The following is a 17816-nucleotide window of genomic DNA, read 5'->3' on the forward strand; positions in this document are numbered from 1 at the left end:
ATGTTCTGGACCTCATACCTGCTTGCGGTCCTGGCATTGATCCTGGCGTGGCCGGTACCCGTGCTGCTCTCGCGCGCACAGTGGCCTGCGCGATCCCCTTTCACCGCCATGGTGCTGTGGCAGGCGATCGCCCTCGCCGGCGGTTTGTCCATGATTGGGGCCATGCTCGTCTACGGACTGGAGCCAATCGGGGACAACCTCATAGCCGGGCTCAAGAGCCTGGCCGGGATGGTCTTCAACAACGAACCCACCACCGCTCTGGGCTTTTGGCACCTCTTTGCGCTCTCCGCAGCAGCGCTTCTGACCGCACACCTGGTCTTCACCCTCCTGCTGACCTACTACAAGATTGAACGCCAACGGCGACGCCACCGGGAACTGCTCGCCCTCCTGGCATCACCATCCGACGACGGTCCCGGCACTGTGGTGATCAACCACGACTCCCCGGTCGCCTACTGCCTGCCCGGCGGAGCCCGATCAGTAACGGTCTTGTCCGACGGCCTCATGGCAGCACTGGAACCAGCTGAACTCAGGGCTGTCCTCATTCACGAAAATGCCCACCTGTCCCAGCGGCACGATCTGCTGCTGTGGGCTTTTGCTGCCTGGCGTCAGGCACTGCCCTGGTTCCCCACCACCCGGCTGGCCCAGACGGCCGTGAACTCACTGATCGAAATGCTGGCCGACGACGTCGCACTCCGCACCGAGAGCAAAGGCACGCTGATCAAGGCCATCGCCATTGTTGCCAGCGGCACCTCACAGCCGGTCCTTAACGGGCAGGTTCCCGGTGGCCAGGCACTCAGAGCTGGTGGCGCCGTCGTGGAGGGCAACGCTGTCAGCGCTACCGGCGGTGCCGACTCACCGCGCACGACGGCGTCCCGCGTCAGCCGCCTGCTCTCACCCAAGCCGCCGCTCACCAAGCCTGCACGCGTGCTGGTCCTCTTGGCCTCAGCCCTGCTGCTTGCGGTGCCCACGGCACTTTTGATCGTTCCAGGACTACTGGGCTGACTAGCACCACCCACTTAGCGCCGCTTACTCGGGCAGCGTCTACTAGGGCAGTGTTGCGTCATAAACCAGGGACGCGTAAGCCTCCAGCGCTTCGGTGCATCGAGCCAAACGTGCAGAAGCGTCGCCCGCCACGGGCAGACGGAGGACATCGCGCGATTTCAACTCCCTGAACCAGCGTCTCAGTCGCTCCAGGCTTTGCTCTTCCTCCTCCAGTTCGGCGAAAGTGAACTTCTCCCGTGAGATCTCTTTGGCTATCTCCTGCTCGAATTTGCCGCAATCAGCCGTGAACTCTTTCCACTCCTCCAGCCGTGCTGCTTCGAACGCGCCGCGGAACGTCCCCGCCCCCTGATTCCGGGGCACGGCGTCCACCAGCGTCCAAGATCCCTCACCCTTCGCTACCAGCGCCTCAGCTCGAGAGAGCCCCTCGTCAAAGGCCGGGTGGGCAGGAAGAACCCAGGTTCCCGGCGACAACGGAACCGCCCCGGTCCGACGCAATTCCCGCCACACGGCCACCCTGTGCCGGGAGGGCTGCGCAGGAACCTGGACCAAAATCAGGAGCCATCGTTCATCAATCACATCATCGAATGTAGCAGCTGTTACATTCAAAGATGTGAAAGCCCCCGAAGCACGTCATCCTGATATTCCGGCCAGCCAGCGTTGGCCCCTCTACGCCGCGGGCTTTACCACCGCCTTCGGCGCCCATGCTGTCGCTGCTGGTCTGGGGGCTGAAAGCGCCGACATCGGACTCAGCTTGCTGACCTTGGGCATCCTGCTGGCTTTGTATGACGTCGCGGAAGTGTTTCTCAAACCGGTGTTCGGCGCCCTCAGCGACCGCATCGGACCCAAACCAGTCATCGTGGGTGGCCTGGTGGCCTTCTCCGCTGCCTCCTTGATTGGCCTGTGGGCCGATCAGCCCGCCCTGCTCGGTGCTGCCCGCTTGGGACAAGGGATGGCTGCCTCTGCCTTTTCACCGGCTTCGTCCGCCAGTGTCGCCCGGCTCGCAGGCGGGAAGACCGGACACTACTTTGGACGATACGGCTCATGGAAGGGGCTTGGCTACGCCATCGGACCACTCTTGGGAGCCTTGGCCATCATCATCGGAGGGTTCAGTCTCCTATTCGGTATTCTTGCGGCGCTGGGCGTGGCGGTGGCCGTGTGGGCCCTTGCGTCGGTACCCCGGTTGCAGCCGCTTCCCCGCCCCAGATACACGATCGTGGATGTGTGGCGCCAGAGCACCGAGCGCTCATTCCTTGGGCCAACACTCGTACTGGCTGCCGCCACGGGAGCCCTCGGGGCAGCCGTTGGTTTTCTCCCCGCCTTGGCCGCACGGGACGGGTTGGGTACAGGGGGCAGCGTGGCTGTCGTCACGGTGCTGGCAGTAGCTTCGGCGCTGATACAGCCCCGCGTCGGCCGGCTTCGCGATCAAGGAAGAATCGCGGACAGGTCAGGGATGGTGGCCGGCCTGCTCGCCATCTCGGCAGGAACCTTGCTGGCCGCAGTGGCGCCCGGGGCGGTCTGGGTTTACTGCGCGGCCGTGCTCATCGGTGTGGGAATCGGGGTTTCCACGCCTCTCGCTTTTGCCCATCTGGCCGATGCCACGCCCGCCGAACGGCTCGGCAGGACCATGGGCTCAGCGGAACTGGGCCGTGAACTTGGCGACGCCGGTGGGCCGCTGCTGGTGGGCGGCGTTGCCGTCGCCGCCGGGCTGCCCTGGGGCCTGGGCGCGCTGGCTTTGGTGGTGGGGGCCGCTACGTTCGCCGCCCCCTCACACACTAAAGCAGCCACTGAAGACGCGCCGGCTCCCCGGACCCCGAGCTAAGCGTCAATGCGTTCCCGGTCCAGGGTGGCTGCACCTGCAATGATGAATTCCTTGCGTGGTGCGACGTCGGAGCCCATCAGGAGGTCGAAGACCTCCTCGGCGCGCTGGGCGCTTTCGATGCCCACCTTCCGAAGGGTCCTGTGGCGTGGGTCCATGGTGGTCTCGGCCAACTGCTGAGCGTCCATCTCACCCAGACCCTTGTACCGCTGGATGGGCTCCTTGTAGCGCTTGCCCTCCTTCGCAAGGTTGGAGAGAAGCACGTGGAGCTCGGCCTCCGAGTACGTATAGATCATCTCATTGGCCTTCTGGCCCGGGTTGATGACCTCCACCCGGTGCAGCGGCGGGACAGCCGCAAACACGCGGCCTGCCTCGACCATGGGCCGCATGTAACGGAAGAAGAGAGTCAACAGCAGGGTCCGGATGTGCGCGCCGTCAACGTCGGCGTCAGTCATCAGGATGACCTTGCCGTAGCGTGCAACGTCAAGATCGAAGCTTCGACCCGAGCCGGCCCCAACAACCTGGATCAACGCGGCGCACTCAGCGTTGGACAACATGTCGCCAACAGATGCCTTCTGGACGTTCAGGATCTTTCCCCGGATGGGCAGCAGGGCCTGGAAGTCAGAGGACCGCGCAAGCTTGGCGGTACCAAGAGCAGAGTCGCCCTCTACGATGAACAGTTCAGAGCGCGCCACATCATCAGTCCGGCAGTCCGCCAGCTTGGTGGGCATCGACGACGTTTCCAGTGCATTCTTGCGGCGCTGGGTTTCCTTGTGCACACGGGCGGAGATGCGCGACTTCATCTCGGCCACCATCTTCTCCAGCAGGAGCGCCGATTGGGCTTTGTCGTTGCGGTTGGCCGAACTCAGCCTCGCGGTTATTTCCTTCTCAACCACTTTGGCAACAATGGCCCGGACGGCGGAGGTGCCCAGGATCTCCTTGGTCTGTCCCTCGAACTGCGGCTCCGCCAGCCGCACGGTCAGTACGGCCGTCAGACCGGCGAGAATATCATCCTTCTCTATCTTGTCGTTGCCGGCTTTTAGCTTGCGCGCATTGGTCTCAACGGCTTTGCGGAAAGTCTTCAGCAGGGCAGTTTCAAAACCGGACTGGTGCGTGCCGCCCTTGGGCGTGGCGATGATGTTCACGAAGCTGCGCATGGTGGTCTCATAACCAATACCCCAGCGCAGGGCGATGTCCACCTCACAGTCACGCTCCACTTCGGCGATCTTGCTGTGCCCGTTGTCATCGAGCACGGGAACGGTTTCCTTGAACTTTCCGGACCCATGAAGGCGCCAAACGTCCGTCACTCCGGAATCGGCTGCGAGGAACTCGACGAACTCGGAGATGCCGCCGTCGTGGTGGAACACTTCCTCATGAACACCGGACTCCCCCGGTGTACCGGCCAGCTTGCGTTCGTCGCGCACGGTAATCTTCAGGCCCGGCACAAGGAAGGAAGTCTGACGCGCCCTTGACGCCAGATCGTCGTAAGAGAACTTGGCATCAGGGGTGAAAATCTGACGGTCCGACCAATAGCGCACGCGGGTTCCCGTGACACCGCGCTTTGCCTTGCCCACAACATCGAGCACCGACTTCTCAACGAACGGTTCAAAGGGTGCATTGGGGCTTGGCTTTGCCCCGGAATCCACAAAGCGTCCAGGCTCTCCGCGACGGAATGACATTTGGTACGTCTTGCTGCCACGGTCCACCTGGACGTCCAAGCGGCTCGACAACGCGTTCACCACAGAGGCTCCCACACCATGCAGGCCACCCGAGGCAGTGTAGGAGCCGCCGCCGAATTTACCGCCTGCGTGCAGCTTGGTGAAGACGACTTCGACGCCGGAGAGGCCGGTCTTCGGTTCGACGTCCACGGGAATACCGCGGCCGTCGTCGTGAATCTCCACCGAGTTGTCCGCGTGCAGAATGACCTTGATGTCATGTCCAAAGCCAGCCAGGGCCTCATCCACGGCGTTGTCGATGATTTCCCACAGGCAGTGCATGAGACCGCGGGAGTCCGTTGAGCCGATGTACATGCCCGGGCGCTTTCGAACGGCTTCCAGGCCCTCAAGGACAGACAAATGCCGGGCGTTGTATTCAGAACTCGGTGCCACTCGCGGTGTGCTCCTTCGGGGTATATCTCGGGGGTACTTCCCAGCCGCGTTGGCTGGTAAATCACGGCAAACACTGCCCGTACAAGCCTAGCCGGGGAAGGCAGGAAGCCCTGTTTGCCACTCCACAGCGGGCGCAGCCTTCCCGGTTACGTTACGCACATGTGATACGCGGACAGCGAAAGTGACCCATCCTTGCCATGGATCTGCGTCGAATGCTGGTTATATGGATGTACAGAACTACTAAGGAGGCCGACATGACAACAGCAGTTGCAGACCGCACGCTGAACGCAGCTGATCGCTGTGACCGTTGCGGAGCCCAAGCGTACGTCCGCGTTGTACTCGAGTCCTCCGGCGGTGAGCTGCTCTTCTGCGGCCACCACGCCCGCGCAGTTGAAGCCACGCTTCGGCCCATGACTTCCGACTGGCACGATGAGACCGAGCGCCTCACCGAGAAGGCTCCCGTCCCCGTCGACTAGGCAACCCGGCTCACCCGAAACCCGCGGTGACTACATGACAAGGCTCCTCCCACCAGGGAGGGGCCTTGTTGCGTATAACTGGCTGAGTTGCCTGTAACTGCTTTCGCTCCAGATTCTCAACTGTTTGCGCTCAAGAAAGTGGCCCGGCCGGAGATCCGGCCGGGCCACTTCCCATGACTCTGCTTGTTTAGTCCAAGTAGTCCCGCAGGACCTGCGAGCGGGACGGGTGCCGCAGCTTGGACATGGTCTTGCTTTCGATCTGACGAATGCGCTCACGCGTGACGCCGTAGACCTTGCCGATTTCGTCTAAAGTCTTCGGCTGTCCGTCGGTCAGACCGAAGCGCATCGCCACGACTCCGGCCTCACGCTCGGACAGTGTGTCCAAAACGGAATGCAGCTGCTCCTGCAGGAGCGTGAAGCTGACGGCGTCGGCCGGAACAACAGCCTCCGAGTCCTCAATCAGGTCACCGAACTCCGAGTCACCGTCTTCACCCAGCGGGGTGTGCAGTGAAATCGGCTCGCGCCCGTACTTCTGGACCTCAACAACCTTCTCAGGCGTCATGTCCAGTTCGAGTGCCAGCTCCTCAGGCGTCGGTTCGCGGCCGAGGTCCTGCAGCATTTGGCGCTGTACGCGGGCCAGCTTGTTGATGACTTCCACCATGTGCACCGGAATACGGATAGTGCGGGCCTGGTCTGCCATGGCGCGGGTAATTGCCTGGCGGATCCACCACGTTGCGTAGGTGGAGAACTTGAAGCCCTTGGTGTAGTCGAACTTCTCTACGGCGCGGATAAGGCCCAGGTTGCCTTCCTGGATCAGGTCCAGGAAGAGCATGCCACGGCCGGTGTAGCGCTTGGCCAAGGAGACGACGAGGCGAAGGTTGGCTTCCAGCAGGTGGTTCTTGGCGCGCTTGCCATCGTGAATGACGAATTCAAGCTCACGCTTGAGCTTGGGATCCATGGATCCGTCGTCAGCGTTGATCTTTTCCTCAGCAAAGAGGCCGGCCTCAATCCGAAGCGCGAGATCAACTTCCTGCTCTGCGTTGAGCAGAGCAACCTTGCCGATCTGCTTGAGGTAGTCCTTGACGGGGTCGGCTGTAGCGCCTGCAGACATGACCTGCTGGACAGGAGCGTCGTCGTCGTCGGCATCCGAGTAAACGAAACCCGAACCGGAAGGCGCAGCCTTGTCTTTGGTGGCCGTGGCGCCGTCCTCGTCGTCTCCGACTTCGACTTCCTCGGCAGCTGCGGGATCAAAGTCTTCATCCTCGCTGGAGTCCTCAGCGTCGGAGCCTGAAGACTTGTTAGCGGCTTCAGCGGCGGCCTTCGCACCGGGCTTGGGTCCGCGCTTCTTGGGTGCCGGCTTGTCAGAGTCGCCCTCTGAGGCCTTGTTGGCAGCACGTGTCGCTGCGCGCTTGGCCGATGTTGCCGCCTTCTTTTCCTCAGCGGACAATTCGGCCTGGGCGGCGGGTTCCTTCTCGACGGAAGACGGAGTCACAGAAAACCTTTCTAGCGGCGGTCTGTGGAATCACCATACGGGCAACACCACTATGACCCTGTCAAGTCCGCGATCAATTTCAAATGCGATCGCCGTCTGCAGAGTCTCTATAGAGAACTCTCGACGACACTGTATTGTTCCCGGCGAAGGGGACAATTCAGGCATTCGAACGCGGACCCAACCGGGTCTCGGCATCCATTGTCTCACGGTTTTGCGAAACATATGCCTGATGAATGCCCAAACCCCTACGCGACCGTGTCCTTGTATCCGCGCCAGGCAGTGCTGGAACTTCGCGCCCACGCGCAAATGGTCCCCCGGCCCAGGACATCCATGAGCAGCTCGGCAAGGCGGTAGCCCGGTTGGGCAGCCTCCGCCCCGCTGAGGCATGCGTGGGCAATGGATCCGCGCCCCTTGCACCAGGCAATCCAGCCCTGCAGCGTCAGTGCCGCTGCCGGCACGACGCCGGATTCGCCATCGACGCATAACCCGGCAAGGACCGTTTGCAGTGCATCCAGAGTTCTCCAGCAAGGCATATCCGGCTGCATCCCAAGCAGGACGTCACCGTACGTGAACACGTCTCCGTCAGTATTTCGTTCAGGCGGTACTTTGGCGGCGGCGGGAACCGGCCCTTCTACTCCGAGTTCTTGTGGGTCGAACGGCGTGTCGCCGTCATCGTCGTCGTCAACGAACAGTCCGAACGCTGAAGCCCCGTACCTCGCAGAGTCCACGCCGGCTGCTGCCATGACCACCACAGCGTCCCGCCAGGCAGGGACCCTGAGGGTTGTCCTGAGGAAGCCCATGATGCGAGCATCCGCGCCGGGCTGCAAGGGGTGGCCCGCTTCCACCCGATTCAGCACGTGGTGCCACACAGCAAGGATGGCGTCCAAGCAACGCTCGCTCCGCCATCGACCGAGAATTTGCTTGCCGTAGCGCGACTCAGCTGCCAAAACCAAAGGATCAAGGGCCCCGGGGCTGGCAAGCCGGGGTTTTCCGAGCGCGCTCCTGGGTGACGGCCCTATGGAACTCCCCCTGTACACCAACTCTGCGCTGAGCCTGCTGTTCTTGATGCGTTCAACAGGCAATCCCGGAATCGGGCAACATTGGAGATCTGTGCAGTAAGCGCTACGCCAGTACTCGGAGCCAACCAACCAAGCGTCGCGGACAGATAAGTCAACCTCGTCCAGACTCAGCTGCAGGGCGTTGAGCAGCGGAATTGCCTGCCGGACCACGTTGCCGTCCTCCCACCCGGAGTCGGTGTAGACCGCGAGCACAACGCCGTTGGCGTCCTCATCAGCAATCAGGAAGCTCCGGATCTGGTCCGCAAAACCTGCACGGGCCTCAAGTGAAGCAAGGTGTGGCAGGTCCACGCGCAGCGTGGCACCAAGGGTTTTCCCTTGCATGGTGATCGCTACAAGACTGTCCTCGGGCCAGTAACCCAACATGTGGGGAATGTAAGCAAGAATGTCTTCGGGCTGGTGGATGCTGAGCGTTCTGTTGGAAGTCATGGTTCCACCCTGCGCAACTCCATCCGGAGGAGACAGTGACCATCATGCCTATGTGGAAAAGCTGCAGCGGAAAAGCTGCCGCGGAAAATCAGCAGAGGGCTGGTACTACTGCTCGTCCTGAGACACGGGGCGTGCGGCACGTCGTCGCTCGATCCGTTCCCGGCGCTGCCTGGCGAGGGCGGCCAGGAGCGGCTGCACGTGAATCCCTTGGGATGCCATTTGGCGGCGAACCTTCCGCCGCGTCACCAGGATGAGCACCGTACCAAGGGCCAGCAGTACGAACTGGACACTGAGGGCAATACGGAACGGCGCGAGACCGTAGAGATCTCCGCCGGAGAAACCGCTGGCGTACAGGAGGTCCAGTACCAGTCCGATGAGGTAGATGGCCACGAGGGCAGCAATGAAACCGCCGACGTTGACAATACCGGTGGCTGTGCCGATCCGGTGCGAGGGATTGAAGGTTCGGGCAAAGTCGAATCCGATCATGGATCCGGGCCCGCCCACAGCCAGCACCACCACCAAAATAACCAGGAGCCACAGCGGGGCGCGCTCGGGAAGAATGAGCACAGCAGCCCAAGCCATGGTTGTCGCCAAGGCAATCAGCAGAACCATGGCGGACCGCCGCATGGGATGTTTGGAAACGAACCGTCCGAACCCTGGCCCGGCAACTATCGCGGTGGCCACGAACAGCGCCATGAGGCCGGAGACGGTTCCGGCATCAAGTCCTTGGGCAGACAACAGGAAGGGATACCCCCAAGTCATCGCGAAAAGGTTGCCACTGAATTGAACGGTGAAGTGGCTCCAGAGTCCCAGCCGGGTCCCGGGTTGTTTCCACGCGCGGGACAGGGAAACGCCGGTGGCACGGAGGCCTTGGCCGGTTTCCCGGGGCGGGTGCCCGGGTGGAGCATCGCGAAGCACTGCCAGTACCAGCACCACTGCCAGCACGGACATCGCTGCCAGGGTCAGGAAAGCGGGCGTCCATCCGGCCGAGTGGAGAAGCAGCGCGAACGGAACAACACTGAAGAGCTGACCAAGTTGGCCACACATACCGGTCAGCTGGGTGACCAGCGGAACCTTGGCAGGAGCGAACCACAAAGGGACCAGGCGGATCACCGAAATAAAGGTCATCGCATCCCCTGCGCCCACCAGGACCCGGCCCAGGACGCCACCGGGAACACTGTCCGCGAAGGCCAACTGCAACTGTCCCAATCCCATGAGCACGGCACCGCCGGCAATCATGGCCCGCGAGCCAAACCTGTCCACCAGGACGCCCACGGGGATCTGTAACCCTGCGTACACCAGAAGTTGAAGCACCGTGAAAAAAGAGATGGCAGAGGCACTGGCATGGAACCTGTCCGTAGCCTCCAAACCTGCAACGCCAAAAGAGGTTCTCTGCGCCACTGCCACCAGGTAGGCGAATACGCCGATCGTCCAGATGAGCCAGGCGCGGGGAGCATTCACCCCCCAATTATGCCTGCCGGCGACTCAAAGCTGATTTATTGAGGCGAGTCTTTACGTGCCAGATAGGCCTCGACGGCGGCTCCAATATCTTCTGCATTGGGCAGTTCATCGTTCTCATCAGCCAGCAGCGAGCGGCGGACAACACCTTCGGATTTCTCGTCGTAGCGCGTCTCCAAATTTGTCACTACTGCCTGTACTTCCTCAGACGCCTCGATCTGCTCGGCAATCTGTCGGCCCACTTCACGGCCGGCTTCCCGCAGCCTGTCCGTGGGCAGCATGAGGGACGTTGCCGCCCCCAGGTATTCCAAACCGGCTACGGCCGCTGGCGGATACTCGGCTTCGGAGAGGTAATGCGGGACATGGATGACATACCCGGCCACGTTGCGTTCGGCTTCGGTGAGCCGCAGTTCAAGGATGTGTCCGATGGCGGCGGGCACATCAACGGTGGGCTTCCAGCTCGAAATCCCCGCAATGAGCTCGGGCATGTTGCCATGAACCGTGACCCCAACAGGCCGCGTGTGCGGGACGGGCATGGGGATTGAATGAATCCAGGTCACCAGGTTGACGTCCAGTTCCTCCACGATTCCAACCACGGCCCGCGAGAAACGCTCCCATTGCAGATCGGGCTCGAAGCCGGCAAGGAGCAGAAACGGTTGGCCGAGGCCGTCATTGAGCTTGTACAGGCCCAGTTTTGGCGCTTGGTAGTCCTGCAGGTGGTCCTCCACAAAGCTGATGTGGGGCCGCCTTGAGCGGTAGTCGATGAGTTGGTCGGCATCGAACATGGCCACCACCTCAGCGTCCAGTTCGTCCAACAGTTCCGCGTTGATCTGCCGGACTACCTGACCGGCATCGGCAAAGCCCGTGAATCCCATGACCATGTTCAATCCACGCAGCTCGGGGCTGTGGAAGGTCTCGATGTTCCGGGCGTACAGCGATTCAGGGTCCAGGAGGGAGCCGGATATCCGTTCAAACACGGCGTGTTCCTTTCGCAATGACAAAGTTCGGGAAGGTCCCGGGGCGCCGGCAACCTGGCACCAAAAGGCGCCAACACCTGGCTGCGGGACTCTACTAATCGATACAACGCTGCACGTCCAACGGGCATTCCTGCCCCGGATGTGCGGCAGCTCTCATTTAATTGCTGTTCGCAGCACTCTAGAGACTACGATCGAAAAAGGGTCGGCGCGCTTTGCGACGCTGGACCTGAAGACCAAGGCCGCCGTCGCAAGGGACGTCGGGCGCGTACCGGGGCGGGCCGCCAAACATGCGGCCCCGCCATGCAATGCAGAGAGAAGTGAGGACACATCCTCGTGGTCAAGACTACTGACATCATCCTGGGAATCATCGCCAAGGACCTGAAAAAGTCCCCCAGCGACGCACTCGTGATTGGCGTTGCCCAAGGCGCGGACGGGCCGGTACTGCTGTCCAACCCGCTGAGCGCGAAGGCCGCCGAGTCCGTTGCGGGGTCACTGAAGCTCTTGGGGATCACCGGCGCTCCCGACCAGGCGCACCGGCTTCCCGGCTTGCCGGAGACAGGCTCAGGGATTCTCGTCCTCGCCGGAGTAGGAAAGCTTTCCGATGACGGAAGCCTTGGCGAGGAAGCCCTGCGGCGCGCCGCGGGATCCGCCGTACGCCAGCTGGCCGGCACCGCTTCGGTCACCTTGGCGTTCCCGACGGCGACCCTGGCGGATGTCACCGCTGTCGCCGAAGGAGCCGCGTTGGGCGCGTACGCCTACACGGAGCACCGTTCCAGCAAGGATGGGCTGAAGGCACCCGTGGCCAAGGCCCTGATCTTCTCGGATATCGACGCCAAGTCTGCCCAGCCCGCACTGGATCGGGCAATTGTGCTCGCCCGTGCCGTCAACTCAACCCGCACTCTGGTCAACGAGCCCCCGAGCCACCTGTACCCGGAGTCCTTCGCGGAATCCGCAAAGGAGCTGGCCAAGGGCCTTCCGGTCAAGATCACCGTCTGGGATGAAAAGCGTCTTGAAAAGGAAGGCTTCGGGGGTATTCTCGGCGTCGGCAAGGGCTCCACGCGCCAGCCGCGCCTGGTTAAGGTCGAATACGCCCCCGCAAAGGCTACAAAGAAGATTGCCCTGGTCGGCAAGGGCATCACGTTCGACACCGGCGGCATTTCCATTAAGCCGGCCCTCGGCATGGGCGACATGAAGAGCGACATGGCCGGTGCCGCCGTCGTACTTAACACTGTCCTGGCCATCGCCTCGCTCGGCCTGCCCCTCAAGGCGACCGCATGGCTCTGCATTGCGGAAAACATGCCTTCAGGCGCCGCAGCCCGGCCTGCTGACGTCTTCACCATTTACGGCGGCAAGACTGTGGAGGTTTTGAACACGGACGCTGAAGGCCGGCTGGTCATGGCCGACGGCATCGTCGCTGCCAGCATGGAGAAGCCGGACGCCATCATTGATGTCGCAACGCTGACAGGTGCTCAGCTGATCGCCCTGGGTCTGCGCACTGCCGGGGTCATGGGATCCGATTCCGTCACTGCAGCACTGAAGTCGGCGGCTGACAGGGCAGGCGAACTGGTCTGGCCGATGCCGCTGCCGGAAGAACTCCGTCCGAGCCTGGATTCGCAGGTGGCTGACCTTGCAAACATCGGAGAGCGCAACGGTGGCATGATGACCGCAGCGGTCTTCCTGCGCGAATTCGTGGGCAAGAACGACGCCGGCCAGCAGATCCCGTGGGCCCACGTGGACATCGCCGGACCGTCGTTCAACAACGGCGCACCGTATGGCTACACGCCCAAGCAGGGTACCGGATGCACTGTCCGCACACTGCTTGCCTACGCCGAGGATCTCCTGGCAGTCTCCGCCTGACGCACCACCTTGCCCTTCCGGGTTGCGCAGGCCCCTGCCGGATCCCCGGCGAGGGCCTGCACAACCCCGGAATTATGCGGGGTGTAGCGCTGTGTCACAAGTGAACGTGAGTCTCGACACAAGCGCTCCCCAAAACGCCCGCAGAGGGTGGAGCATGGGTAGGTGGTTCGCTAAGGTGAACTCGATAGTCACAAATGCAAGAGAACTTAGGTGCTGGCATAATCACGGCAGAACAAGTTCCAAAGACCAGATGGCACGCAGTCCCGTGTCATCATTCACGCGAGGGAGCGTTTTAGTGGCCGATCAGGCAACTGCGCAAGAATTCGACATCCTGGTACTCGGTGGCGGCAGCGGCGGCTACGCCACTGCCCTGCGGGCCGTTCAGCTTGGGTTCACCGTTGGCCTTGTGGAAAAGGCAAAGCTCGGTGGAACCTGTCTGCACAACGGTTGCATCCCCACCAAGGCACTCCTGCACTCGGCTGAACTGGCCGACCATGCACGCGATTCCGCCAAATACGGCGTGAACGTCACGCTCGACAGCATCGACATGTCGGCCGTGAACGCGTACAAGGACGGCATCATTGCCGGTAAGTTCAAGGGCCTCCAGGGACTTATCAAGTCCAAGGGCATCACCGTCATCGAGGGTGAAGGCAAGCTCCAGGGCAACAACACCGTGGTCGTGAACGGCACCTCCTACACGGGCAAGAACATCGTCCTGGCCACCGGCTCGTACTCCCGTTCACTGCCCGGCCTTGAAATCGGCGGCAAGGTCATCACCTCTGACCAGGCCCTCACCATGGACTACATCCCCAAGAGCGCCATTGTCCTGGGCGGCGGCGTCATCGGTGTCGAGTTCGCTTCCGTGTGGAAGTCCTTCGGCGTGGACGTCACCATCATTGAAGGCCTCCCCTCCTTGGTCCCCAACGAGGACGCCTCGATCGTCAAGAACCTTGAGCGTGCTTTCAAGAAGCGCGGCATCAAGTTCACCACCGGCATCTTCTTCCAGGGTGTTGAGCAGAACGACGACGGCGTCAAGGTCACCTTGGTGGACGGCCAGACGTTCGAAGCCGACCTCCTCCTGGTTGCCGTTGGCCGTGGTCCCGTGACCGCCAACCTCGGCTACGAAGAAGCCGGCATCACCATCGACCGCGGCTTCGTCATCACCAACGAACGCCTCCACACCGGTGTCGGCAACATCTACGCCGTTGGCGACATCGTCCCCGGTGTTCAGCTCGCGCACCGTGGCTACCAGCAGGGCATCTTCGTCGCCGAGGAAATCGCCGGCCTGAACCCGGCAATCGTTGAGGACATCAACATCCCCAAGGTCACCTACTGCGAGCCTGAAATCGCCACAGTCGGTTACACCGAGAAGGCCGCCAAGGAGAAGTTCGGCGACGACCAGGTGCAGACCCAGGAGTACAACCTTGCCGGTAACGGCAAGAGCTCAATCCTTGGCACCGGCGGCATCGTTAAGCTCGTCCGCCAGAAGGACGGCCCCGTAGTGGGCATCCACATGATCGGCTCCCGCATGGGCGAGCAGATCGGCGAAGCCCAACTGATCGTGAACTGGGAAGCCTACCCGGAGGACGTGGCCCAGCTGGTCCACGCCCACCCCACCCAGAACGAAAGCCTGGGCGAAGCCCACCTTGCCCTCGCGGGCAAAGCTCTCCACGGCTAAGTCTTACCAAGACCCACGGGTCAGGTGCATGCGGCGCTATATGCCGCATGCACCTGACCCGGACCAGCAGAATTCATCCGCACAAAGATCAATAAGGAGAACGGGGACGACATGTCTGAATCCGTTAACTTGCCCGCCCTCGGTGAGAGTGTCACCGAAGGAACCGTCACCCGCTGGCTCAAGCAGGTTGGTGACCGGGTGGAGATCGACGAGCCGTTGCTCGAGGTTTCAACCGACAAAGTAGACACCGAAATCCCTTCTCCGATCTCTGGCGTCATCGAAGAAATCCTCGTCGCTGAAGACGAGACGGCTGAAGTTGGCGCCCCCTTGGTCCGCATCGGTGACGGCTCCGGCTCCGCCGCTCCGGCTGCCGAAGCCGCACCGGCTGAGGAAGCATCCGCTGCTCCCGCCGAGCAGGCTGCCCCTGCAGAAGCTCCTGCTGCGCCCGCAGCTGAAGAAGCGCCTGCCCCTGAGGCCCCCGCCGCTTCCGGTGGCGAAGGCCATGAAGTAACGCTCCCTGCACTGGGCGAAAGCGTCACCGAAGGTACTGTCACTCGCTGGCTCAAGGCCGTAGGCGACACCGTTGAGGTTGACGAGCCGCTTCTGGAGGTTTCCACCGACAAGGTTGACACCGAGATTCCGTCCCCGGTAGCGGGCACGCTGCAGGAAATCCGAGTCAGCGAGGACGAGACCGCTGAGGTTGGCTCCGTCCTGGCCGTCATCGGTTCCGGTGCAGCTGCCCCGGCAGCCGCTCCTGCAGCCGAGGCACCCGCTGCCGCTCCGGCACCTGCGGCCGCTCCGGCTCCCGCAGCCGCTCCGGCTCCCGCAGCCGCTCCGGCACCTGCCGCGGCCCCCGCTCCCGCACCTGCCGCGGCCCCCGCTCCCGCACCTGCCGCCGCTCCGGCTCCCGCAGCTGCTCCGGCGGCTGAAGGTTCTTCGGAATCCGGTTATGTCACTCCCCTGGTTCGCAAGCTTGCCAACCAGCACGGCGTAGACATCGCTTCGGTTTCCGGCACCGGCGTCGGTGGCCGCATCCGCAAGCAGGATGTTTTGGCTGCCGCTGAAGCCAAGCAGGCAGCCGCTGCCCCTGCTGCTGCTCCGGCCGCAGCAGCTCCGGCCGCCAAGGCCGCTGCCCCCGTGGTGGCGTCCTCCCTGCGAGGCACCACCGAGAAGGCCCCGCGTATCCGCCAGGTTATTGCCCGCCGCATGCGCGAGTCCCTTGAGGTCTCCACTCAGCTGACCCAGGTGCACGAGGTCGACATGACCAAGATCGCCAAGCTCCGCCTCAAGGCCAAGAACTCCTTCCAGGCCCAGAATGGCGTCAAGCTGACGTTCCTGCCATTCATCGCCAAGGCTGTAGCCGAGGCCCTGAAGCAGCATCCCAAGCTGAACGCTGCCTACGATGAGTCGAAGCAGGAAATCACGTACCACAACGCCGAGCACCTGGCGATCGCAGTTGACACTGACAAGGGCCTTTTGGTTCCCGTCATTTCCGACGCCGGCAACCTGAACCTCGCCGGCCTGGCCAGCAAGATCGCCGATGTGGCAGGCCGCACCCGCGACGGCAAGATCGGCCCCGACGAGCTTTCCGGTGGCACCTTCAGCATTACCAACATCGGTTCTGTTGGCGCACTGTTTGACACTCCGATCATCAACCAGCCTCAGGTGGGCATCCTCGGAACCGGCGCGATCGTCAAGCGCGCAGTGGTGGTTGCCGACGAGAATGGCGACGACTCGATTGCCATCCGTTCCATGATGTACCTGTCCCTGACGTACGATCACCGACTTGTTGACGGTGCGGACGCCGGACGCTTCCTGCAGACCCTCAAGGCCCGCCTTGAAGAAGGTGCTTTCGAAGCAGACCTCGGCCTCTAGGACCCAGGCGCCACTCAGCACAGCTTGCTGAACCAGAAGGGCAGGTTACCGGATACCGGTAACCTGCCCTTCTGCGTTAGTACCCGCCTGCCCCAGGCATCCGCGTGGCTTTGCTACGGGACGTAGAACCAACTGGATAAGCTGGGTCCATGAGTATTCTCTTCAACATTCTGGTGTTCTTGCACATCGTCGGCGCAGCCATGATTGTGGGCTACTGGATCGCCACCCTCAAGACGCCAACCGTCCACCCCCGCCAGCGCGACGGCGCCTTCCTTCAGCTCCTGACAGGCATCGCCATGATGGGCTTATTCCCGTTGCTGCCGGACGCCGATCCCAACTACTTCAAGCTGGGTGTTAAGTTCGCCATTGGGGTGGCTGTCGCTGTTCTCGCTGTTATCGGCTCACGGAAGGTGAAGAACGGCGAGCCTGTTTCCACCGGGCTGGCCCACGGCGTAGGTGGCCTGGCGTTGGTCAACATCGCCATCGCCACCCTCTGGAACTAGTCCCGGCCTGCAGGACGGCTAGTCCTGGCCTGCAGGACGGCTAGTCCTGGGCTATACAGAACTCGTTACCCTCGGGATCCTGCATAACATCCCAGCGAAAATGTCCTATGTCGTGCTCCTCAACAAAAGTAGCCCCCAAAGTCTCAGCTTTGCGCCGCAGCGCTGAGGGGTCGGCGTCGTGAAGGTCCAAATGCAGGCGGCGCCGCCCCTCTGTGGGTGCTGCGACTTGTTGGAATGCCAGTTGCGGGAAACCAGGTTCAGCTGGCCGTAGTCAGATGAAACCTTCGTGTTCCGCTGACACGGGCATGTCCAGCAGCTCCGACCAAAATGATGACAAGCGGACGGCATCTACGGCGTTGACCATGATGGACGCGATTCTGGGGCCGCTGTTGTGCCCGGACTGTGCGGGTTCTTCGATATCCATGGCGCCAGTCTAGGGGTCACAATCCACCGTCAGCGGAATGGCCGTGCGGTCCGGCGGGCAAATCCATAGGATTGATCCCGGTGGCACCTGCCGAAGGCTGGTTGCCGACTCACAACGATCCCAAGGAGTGGACATGGCAGCAACACGCACCGCACACACGGTTTGGAACGGCAACCTGATCGAGGGCGCCGGCAACACAACGCTGGACAGCTCAGGACTGGGCACGTTCGATGTCACCTGGAAGGCACGCACCGAGCAGTCCGGCGGCAAGACCAGCCCCGAAGAACTGATCGCCGCTGCCCACTCCGCCTGCTTCTCCATGGCGTTCAGCCATGCCCTGGCAGGCGAAGGATTCACCGCGGAGGAAGTCAACACCAAAGCTGACGTCACCTTCGTTCCCGGTACGGGCATCACCGGCAGCCACTTGACCATGACCGCGAAGGTTCCGGGCCTGTCCGAGGAAGATTTCCGCCGCATCTCCGAAGACGCCAAGACCGGTTGCCCGGTTTCCGGCGCTCTGGCGAGCATCGAGATCACCTTGGATGCCACCCTCTCGGCCTAGCATCAGCATTACACAGGGCTGAACATCACCGCCCTGGAACCATGGAAAGAGCCCCGACACTCCCTCAGGGAAGTGTCGGGGCT

The 17816-nt window shown here is 62.3% G+C and carries 15 protein-coding genes and 1 pseudogene; 8 read left to right on the forward strand and 8 right to left on the reverse strand.

What is annotated here, in order from left to right:
- On the forward strand, positions 1-1002 hold the full coding sequence (locus ACIQH5_RS11655) for a M56 family metallopeptidase (protein WP_400403300.1): 1002 nt from the start codon (positions 1-3) through the stop codon (positions 1000-1002).
- Between the two features lie 42 nt (positions 1003-1044).
- Here the strand turns inward: ACIQH5_RS11655 and ACIQH5_RS11660 are convergent, their stop codons facing one another.
- Positions 1045-1578: a Chromate resistance protein ChrB gene (locus ACIQH5_RS11660; RefSeq protein ID WP_400403302.1), complete on the reverse strand. Its 534-nt coding sequence runs from the start codon at positions 1576-1578 to the stop codon at positions 1045-1047.
- Positions 1579-1612: 34 nt separating this feature from the next.
- Between ACIQH5_RS11660 and ACIQH5_RS11665 the strand changes: the two genes are divergently transcribed.
- Positions 1613-2821 carry an MFS transporter gene (locus ACIQH5_RS11665; protein ID WP_400403304.1) on the forward strand — a complete coding sequence of 403 codons (1209 nt, stop codon included), beginning with the start codon at positions 1613-1615 and terminating at the stop codon, positions 2819-2821.
- Here the strand turns inward: ACIQH5_RS11665 and ACIQH5_RS11670 are convergent.
- Positions 2818-4926: a type IIA DNA topoisomerase subunit B gene (locus tag ACIQH5_RS11670; protein WP_400403306.1), complete on the reverse strand. Its 2109-nt coding sequence runs from the start codon at positions 4924-4926 to the stop codon at positions 2818-2820. The two genes, ACIQH5_RS11665 and ACIQH5_RS11670, sit on opposite strands and share 4 nt — an antisense overlap.
- A 254-nt stretch (positions 4927-5180) precedes the next feature.
- Here ACIQH5_RS11670 and ACIQH5_RS11675 point away from each other — a divergent pair, with 254 nt between their 5' ends.
- Positions 5181-5402: a hypothetical protein gene (locus ACIQH5_RS11675; protein WP_024820514.1), complete on the forward strand. Its 222-nt coding sequence runs from the start codon at positions 5181-5183 to the stop codon at positions 5400-5402.
- A 187-nt stretch (positions 5403-5589) separates the two neighbouring features.
- Here the strand turns inward: ACIQH5_RS11675 and ACIQH5_RS11680 are convergent, their stop codons facing one another.
- The 4 genes from ACIQH5_RS11680 to ACIQH5_RS11695 all read right to left on the reverse strand — a co-directional run bounded on the left by ACIQH5_RS11680 (position 5590) and on the right by ACIQH5_RS11695 (position 10834).
- Positions 5590-6894 carry an RNA polymerase sigma factor gene (locus ACIQH5_RS11680; protein ID WP_400403308.1) on the reverse strand — a complete coding sequence of 435 codons (1305 nt, stop codon included), beginning with the start codon at positions 6892-6894 and terminating at the stop codon, positions 5590-5592.
- Positions 6895-7139: 245 nt separating this feature from the next.
- Positions 7140-8399: a DUF4192 domain-containing protein gene (locus ACIQH5_RS11685; protein WP_400403310.1), complete on the reverse strand. Its 1260-nt coding sequence runs from the start codon at positions 8397-8399 to the stop codon at positions 7140-7142.
- Positions 8400-8504: 105 nt separating this feature from the next.
- Positions 8505-9860, reverse strand: coding sequence for a nitrate/nitrite transporter (locus ACIQH5_RS11690; RefSeq protein ID WP_400403312.1), 1356 nt, complete (start codon positions 9858-9860; stop codon positions 8505-8507).
- A 35-nt stretch (positions 9861-9895) separates the two neighbouring features.
- A complete protein-coding gene (locus ACIQH5_RS11695) occupies positions 9896-10834 on the reverse strand; it encodes a proteasome assembly chaperone family protein (RefSeq protein WP_105690861.1) in 939 nt (312 codons plus the stop codon).
- Positions 10835-11167: 333 nt separating this feature from the next.
- Between ACIQH5_RS11695 and ACIQH5_RS11700 the strand changes: the two genes are divergently transcribed.
- The 4 genes from ACIQH5_RS11700 (at position 11168) to ACIQH5_RS11715 (ending at position 16747) form a co-directional block, all read left to right on the forward strand.
- Entirely contained in the window at positions 11168-12691 is a 1524-nt protein-coding gene (locus ACIQH5_RS11700; protein ID WP_400403314.1) for a leucyl aminopeptidase, read from the forward strand.
- A gap of 295 nt (positions 12692-12986) precedes the next feature.
- Positions 12987-14369 (forward strand): dihydrolipoyl dehydrogenase, encoded by a 1383-nt coding sequence (gene lpdA, locus ACIQH5_RS11705; RefSeq protein ID WP_026005508.1) that lies wholly within the window; start codon positions 12987-12989, stop codon positions 14367-14369.
- 111 nt (positions 14370-14480) lie between these two features.
- Complete coding sequence (sucB, locus tag ACIQH5_RS11710; protein ID WP_400403317.1) at positions 14481-16244, forward strand: 2-oxoglutarate dehydrogenase, E2 component, dihydrolipoamide succinyltransferase; 1764 nt, start codon at positions 14481-14483, stop codon at positions 16242-16244.
- A gap of 149 nt (positions 16245-16393) precedes the next feature.
- The gene (locus tag ACIQH5_RS11715) at positions 16394-16747 is read left to right on the forward strand and encodes a hypothetical protein (RefSeq protein ID WP_024820506.1); all 354 of its coding nucleotides are present in this window, start codon (positions 16394-16396) and stop codon (positions 16745-16747) included.
- Positions 16748-16787: 40 nt separating this feature from the next.
- Here the strand turns inward: ACIQH5_RS11715 and ACIQH5_RS11720 are convergent.
- Together ACIQH5_RS11720 and ACIQH5_RS11725 are read right to left on the reverse strand one after the other, a co-directional pair.
- Positions 16788-17000, reverse strand: a pseudogene (locus ACIQH5_RS11720) (VOC family protein); the annotation flags it as partial.
- A gap of 18 nt (positions 17001-17018) precedes the next feature.
- Positions 17019-17171: a hypothetical protein gene (locus ACIQH5_RS11725; RefSeq protein WP_400403320.1), complete on the reverse strand. Its 153-nt coding sequence runs from the start codon at positions 17169-17171 to the stop codon at positions 17019-17021.
- A gap of 133 nt (positions 17172-17304) precedes the next feature.
- On the opposite strand from ACIQH5_RS11725, the gene ACIQH5_RS11730 reads away from it, so the two are divergent.
- A complete protein-coding gene (locus ACIQH5_RS11730) occupies positions 17305-17733 on the forward strand; it encodes an OsmC family protein (protein ID WP_062067972.1) in 429 nt (142 codons plus the stop codon).
- Positions 17734-17816 lie beyond the last annotated feature (83 nt).

Source organism: Paenarthrobacter sp. NPDC091711 (genome assembly GCF_044756605.1).
Taxonomy (GTDB): Bacteria; Actinomycetota; Actinomycetes; order Actinomycetales; family Micrococcaceae; genus Arthrobacter.

What these genes read in the sequence shown, in the direction of transcription:
- ACIQH5_RS11655 (WP_400403300.1), top strand. Translation starts at nt 1, where the DNA reads ATGTTCTGGACCTCATACCTGCTTGCGGTCCTGGCATTGATCCTGGCG.
- ACIQH5_RS11675 (WP_024820514.1), top strand. Translation starts at nt 5,181, where the DNA reads ATGACAACAGCAGTTGCAGACCGCACGCTGAACGCAGCTGATCGCTGT.
- ACIQH5_RS11685 (WP_400403310.1), bottom strand. Translation starts at nt 8,399, where the DNA reads ATGACTTCCAACAGAACGCTCAGCATCCACCAGCCCGAAGACATTCTT.
- sucB (WP_400403317.1), top strand. Translation starts at nt 14,481, where the DNA reads ATGTCTGAATCCGTTAACTTGCCCGCCCTCGGTGAGAGTGTCACCGAA.
- ACIQH5_RS11715 (WP_024820506.1), top strand. Translation starts at nt 16,394, where the DNA reads ATGAGTATTCTCTTCAACATTCTGGTGTTCTTGCACATCGTCGGCGCA.
- ACIQH5_RS11725 (WP_400403320.1), bottom strand. Translation starts at nt 17,171, where the DNA reads ATGGATATCGAAGAACCCGCACAGTCCGGGCACAACAGCGGCCCCAGA.
- ACIQH5_RS11730 (WP_062067972.1), top strand. Translation starts at nt 17,305, where the DNA reads ATGGCAGCAACACGCACCGCACACACGGTTTGGAACGGCAACCTGATC.